Genomic DNA, 5,497 nt, shown 5'->3' with positions numbered 1-5,497 from the left:
TCTTCCAGGCGCTGGCCTTCGGCACGGGCTTCCTGCACCCGTCGCATGGTCAGATAAATTCCTGAAAAGGCGTAAAGGGTCAGGCCTAAGGTCAGGGTGCAAAGCAAAATGATGTTGGTTCTGGATACCCGGAAACTTTCTTTCATGGCTTAAAATCTCCATGGCAGTCCACACTCAGCCCAAAGGTCAGCACAGAGCCGCCCTCGCCCATGGCCTGCCTGCGCACACGGGTTCCCAGGAAAAAAGACGCCTGACTTAAATCCAGGCCATAGGTCGCAAGCAGGCTTTCCGGAGCCGGACCTTCCCCTTTGCGCAGGATGCGGCCATCAATCTCCACACAGGCCGCAGCACCGCTTTTTGGGGCTTCCGCTCTTCTTTCCCAGTAAACCCGCTCCAGGAGAATGGACTCCGGCGTTCTTCGCAGCACCTCCCCCACCAGGGCCACCGGCCCGAAGCGCTCTGCCCGCTTACGCAGATCTTCCCTTCTGTTTTCAAGGTTCTTCTGGAGTGCAGCCACCATTTCCGGCTCAAGGCTTGCGTTAAAGCCCCCCAACTGCGCTTCCATGGCGCGGTTTCTCGCCACCTGACTTTCCAGTCTGCCCTTTTCAAACACGCTGAAACCAAAAAGAAGGCCAAAAACCAGCAATCCCACAAGACTCACAGCCATCGTCAGACGGCGGTTCCTGCGGGCTTCCCGCCTTTCCTTCCAGGTGAAAAGAAGGTTGGGCGTCTTTTCCGAGGCAAGGGCCATGCCCGCCGCAGGGGTCATCTGATCCCGCTCATAGGCCGTATCCGGCGCAGGCTCAGAGCCTGAAAAATCCTCTTGCTCAAAGGCGTCCAGGGCTTTCACCGGCAGGGTGAACTGACGGCTTAAGGCCCGCATCAGCCGAGGATTTCGCACCATCTGACCGGAAAGATACAAAAGAGAAACCGGATCTCCCTTCACGTTCAGAACATAATATTCAAGTGTCCTTTCCACCTGACGGATCAGGCGGAGCAGAACCGGCTGCCCCAGCTCCCGCATCCGGGTATCACTGAGGGTAAACTCCCGGCCCTTCATGCGCCAGCGTACGGTTCCGCCTTCCAGGACATCGGTCACCACGGAAACGGCCAGATCAAAGGAGGGTTCCCCAGGTTCCCCTTCATCGCTCATCACCCGCCGCATCTCTTCCTGAACCACTTCCACCAGGCTGTTGAACCCGGTCTTGATGTCCCGGCTCAGACGAATGTGCCTGCCCTGAAAAATATCAATGCGCGACCAGCCGAACCCCACAAAAAGGGTACACACAGCCTGTCCATCGGCGCTCATGCGTCCTTCGCGCAAAAGGTTCTCATAGGCAAAACTGGCAATACTGATGCCCGCAAGACCATACCCCAGAGAGGAAAAAAGACGATGCAGGGGCTCGATGGTGGATTTTCTTCCCTGGCAGACCAGGGTTTCCAGGCGGAGCCGCCCTTCCTCCATGCGCCTTCCCACAACGGAAAAATCATACACCATGTCCTTGGGCAGATCCTGGCCCATTTCCTTTTTCAAGGCCCAGAACACGGCCTGGGGCAGCTCCTTTTCCGGTGCGGGTGCCAGGCTTAAAAGCCGGATTTCCACATCCGCGGCTCCCATGAGAAGCCAGATATCCACATTCCGGCCCTTACCGATAAAGGCCATGAGCGCCCGTCTCAGGGCTTCGGCAAAGGAAGGACTTGAAGGATTCGGCGCTGTGGTCAGGGGAAAACGGGCATGGCGGGTCAAACGCCATCCTTTGCGGGTTCTTAAGGACTCCACCATAAAAATGGCGTCCGGGGAAAAGCTGATTCCAAGGGTTCTTGCACCCTTTCCCGGAAAAAAGGATACACCGGGCTGGGTCACGGGGGGAGAGGAAGGGACTCCGGCCTCAGATCGGATGCGTTCAAGAAGTTTTTCCGTTGCCGAGAGGCTGTGGGATGCAGACACAAAAACTCCATCAGAAAGAATAAAGTAAAAATCCTGCAAAAAGGACTGTCCGCAAGATCCGACAGTCGGGAAGGCATCCCAGGCGGGCAGGCGACATCTGAATTCTGAAAAGCAATAAAGATGCCATTGCCTTTATATTCTCCAATGCCACCTCCTTATAATAAGGGGGCATCTGATATGTCAATCCAAAACCCCTGGCCCATTCCCTTTCCCGCAGCTCCGGGCAGAGGCTTTTGCTTAAAAAAAGGAGAGCATTGAAAAAAAAGCGCTTTCTGTGGCATGATGGCCGGGTTTGCGCCTTAAGGCCTTTGATTTTTCCCCAACGGAGTTCCCATGCCTTCCATCCACATTGGTCTTCGCATTCTTGTGCCCTTCATCATTGCAGGCCTTTCCCTGCTCTCCGTCCTTGCGGGCTTTCACACCGCCTTAAAAACCGGCGGTCAGGGGCAGTGGCTGGGGCTGCCCGCCCTTTTTTTTCCTTCACTGTTGATGACTTTCATCGGTGGATTGACAGGATTTCTGGTGCTTCGCTTCATTCTGAAGCCCATGGAAAGCTTTGCCCGGAGTGCGGCATCCATCATCCAGACCCAGGAGCCCTCCCCTCTGAAAGAAGATGAGATCCAGCGCTACCAGCGGGTTTTCAGGCAGGTGGGATCCGCCTTAAGCCGCATGGATGCCCGCGCCCTCTTTCCCGACATTGTGGGGGAAAGCCGGGCCATGCGGGAGGTGCTGGAGGCCCTGCGCAAGGTGGCCGCCACGGACACCACCGTACTCATCACCGGAGAATCCGGCACAGGAAAGGAAAGAATCGCCGAAGCCCTGCACAAAAAAAGCCGACGCAGCCATGGCCCCCTCATCCGCATCAACTGCGTGGCCATTCCGGACGGACTGCTGGAATCCGAGCTGTTTGGCCATGAAAAGGGCGCTTTCACCGGAGCCGACCGCATGCGCAAGGGAAAATTCGAGCTGGCCGCAGGCGGCACCCTTTTTCTCGATGAAATCGGAGATATGCCCCTTTCCCTCCAGGGCAAGCTTCTGCGGGTTTTGCAGGAAAAATGCATCCAGCGAGTGGGCGGAGACAAAGACCTTGCCGTGGATGTACGCATCGTGGCCGCAACCCACCAGGATCTCGAAAAAGCCGTGGGCGAAGGCCGTTTCCGGGAAGATCTCTTTTACCGTCTCAATGTCTTCCGCCTCACCCTGCCCCCCCTGCGGGAAAGGCGGGAAGACATCCCCTTTTTCTGTCAGAATTTTGCCGAAACCACCCAGACCCCCGTCTCTTCCCAGGCCATGGCAAGGCTCATGGCCCAGGACTGGCCGGGCAATGTGCGGGAGCTTCTCAATGTGCTGGAAAGGGCTGCGGTTTTTTCCGAGGGCGACGAAATTCTGACGCAGCACCTGGAAGCCGCAGGACTCCTCTCACCCGGAAAAGCCGATTCCCTGGAGTCCGTTCTCGCCCAGGCCGGTGCGCTGGCCCAGGCCAGGGCCTTTGATCTGGACGCCTTTCTCCGCTCTGTGGAAAAACGGCTCCTCATGGAAGCCCTGGAGGAAAGCGGCGGGGTGCAGGCCAGGGCTGCGGAGAGGCTTGGCATCAACCAGAGAAGCATGTGGCACCGGGTGAAAAAATACGAGATCCAGAAAGGGTCTGAGCCTTCCTGAAAAGACAAGGAGTATTCCCCATGAAAAAACTGCCCATCGGCATTCAGAGCTTTGAAAAAATCCGGGAAAATCCCGAAGAATATTATTATGTTGACAAAACACCCTTTGTCAAAAAACTCCTTGACTCAGGTGCTGCGGCCTATTTTCTTTCAAGGCCGAGGCGCTTTGGCAAAAGCCTTTTCACAGATACCCTGCGTCAGGCCTTTCTCTGCAATAAAGCCTGCTTCAGGGGCCTTTATCTGGAAGAAAACTGGGACTGGGAAGATCCCCACCCCGTGATCCACATCAGCTTTGGCAGCGGTGTTCTGAGCCTTGAGGAATTTACCCTGAAAATAGAATCCATCCTCATGGACATCCGCAACACCCATGGCATTGTCTATGAAAAATCCGGAGCCAATGACCGCTTCATGGAAGCCATTGTCAAAATATCCAGAAAAACTGGAAAAAAGATGGTGGTGCTCATCGACGAATACGACAAGCCCATTCTGGACAATATTGCCAACCCGGAGCTTGCTGTCGCCATGCGTGAAAGGCTGAAAAACCTCTACTCTGTCCTCAAGGATGCGGATGCCCATTTAAAATTTGTCTTCATCACAGGGGTCAGCAAATTCTCCAAAGTTTCCCTTTTCAGCGGCTTAAATCACTTGAATGACATCACCCTGGATGCCCGTTTTTCAGGTCTCTGCGGTTATACGGAGGATGAGCTGCACAGGGTGTTTGCAGAGAGACTTGAGGGAGAGGATACCGCCAAAATCAGGCACTGGTACAACGGCTACGCCTGGCTGGGGGAAAAGGTGTACAACCCCTTTGATATTCTTCTGTATTTTGACAAAAAAATCTACCGGCCCTTCTGGTTTGAAACGGGCACCCCCCGCTTTCTCATCACGCTTCTCATGCAGAATCACTACCCCATCGCCAAACTGGAAAACCTTGCCCTTGGGGAAGAAATCATCGACAGCTTTGATGTGGATCGCATCCTTGTGGAAGCCCTTCTCTTCCAGACGGGCTACCTGACCATCGAGAAGGTGGAAACGGATATGCTGGAACGCCGCACCTACCATCTGATCTATCCCAACATGGAAGTAAAAAGCAGCCTTAACCGCTGGATTTTAAACGAACTGGTGCAGGACGTTGTGGTGAAAAACGCAACGGAAAACGCCCTTGTCAAGGCCATCACAGAAAAACGGCCTGAAGACCTGAAAGCCATCTTTCACCGCTTTTTTGCCTCCATTCCCCATGACTGGTACAGAAAAAACCAGCTTTCCGGGTATGAGGGCTACTACGCCAGCATCTTCTACTGCTATTTTGCGGCCTGCGGCTTTGATGTCCGGGCCGAAGATGCCAGCAATCATGGCCGCATGGACTTAAGCCTCTTTTTTGACACCACCTGTTATATTTTTGAATTCAAGGTGCAGGACAGGGCCGGGGAAGGCCGGGCCATGGAGCAGCTGAAGGAAAAAAGATACCACGAAAAATATGCGGCTCTGTATCAGACCACCTTTCTCATTGGGGTGGAATTCTCAAAGGAGGATCGCAACATTGCGGGCTTTGAGGTGGAGAGGGTTTAAAAAGGGGCATATTTTACGGGGATCTCCAAAATTTGTAGATGGAGCTGCATAATCTGGAGGGAAAAGGATGCGGGAAAAGACAAAAAGAGCTGGGAGGAAGGGAGAAGTGGTGGCACGGTTTGTGCTTTTGAATTCCGGGCAGATGTGAAGAGAGCCGGAAGCTTTTTCGGTGAAGGATTAAAAAAACACCACTTATAGGAGAGACACCATGGAACAGAGGAAATCTTTGATGCGGAATCAGGAAGGCTTTACCCTGATTGAAATCATTGCCGTGCTGGTGCTGTTGGGGATTCTGGCGGCTGTGGCGGTGCCGAGGTATTTT

At 54.2% G+C, this 5,497-nt stretch carries 4 protein-coding genes; 3 read left to right on the top strand and 1 reads right to left on the bottom strand.

The window, feature by feature from the left end:
- Positions 1 to 142 precede the first annotated feature (142 nt).
- Complete coding sequence (locus tag RBR60_RS16190) at positions 143 to 1,948, bottom strand: hypothetical protein (RefSeq protein WP_320358719.1); 1,806 nt, start codon at positions 1,946 to 1,948, stop codon at positions 143 to 145.
- A 333-nt stretch (positions 1,949 to 2,281) separates the two neighbouring features.
- On the opposite strand from RBR60_RS16190, the gene RBR60_RS16185 reads away from it, so the two are divergent.
- The 3 genes from RBR60_RS16185 to RBR60_RS16890 form a co-directional block, all read left to right on the top strand.
- On the top strand, positions 2,282 to 3,607 hold the full coding sequence (locus tag RBR60_RS16185) for a sigma-54 interaction domain-containing protein (RefSeq protein WP_320358716.1): 1,326 nt from the start codon (positions 2,282 to 2,284) through the stop codon (positions 3,605 to 3,607).
- A 20-nt stretch (positions 3,608 to 3,627) separates the two neighbouring features.
- The gene (locus tag RBR60_RS16180) at positions 3,628 to 5,175 is read left to right on the top strand and encodes an ATP-binding protein (RefSeq protein ID WP_320358714.1); all 1,548 of its coding nucleotides are present in this window, start codon (positions 3,628 to 3,630) and stop codon (positions 5,173 to 5,175) included.
- Between the two features lie 208 nt (positions 5,176 to 5,383).
- Positions 5,384 to 5,497: type IV pilin protein (locus tag RBR60_RS16890; RefSeq protein WP_413815482.1), on the top strand; the 114-nt coding region annotated here is incomplete at its 3' end.

Source organism: Desulfobotulus sp. (assembly GCF_034006065.1).
Taxonomy (GTDB): Bacteria; Desulfobacterota; Desulfobacteria; order Desulfobacterales; family ASO4-4; genus Desulfobotulus.
This window is presented reverse-complemented; position numbering and strand designations above follow the sequence as displayed.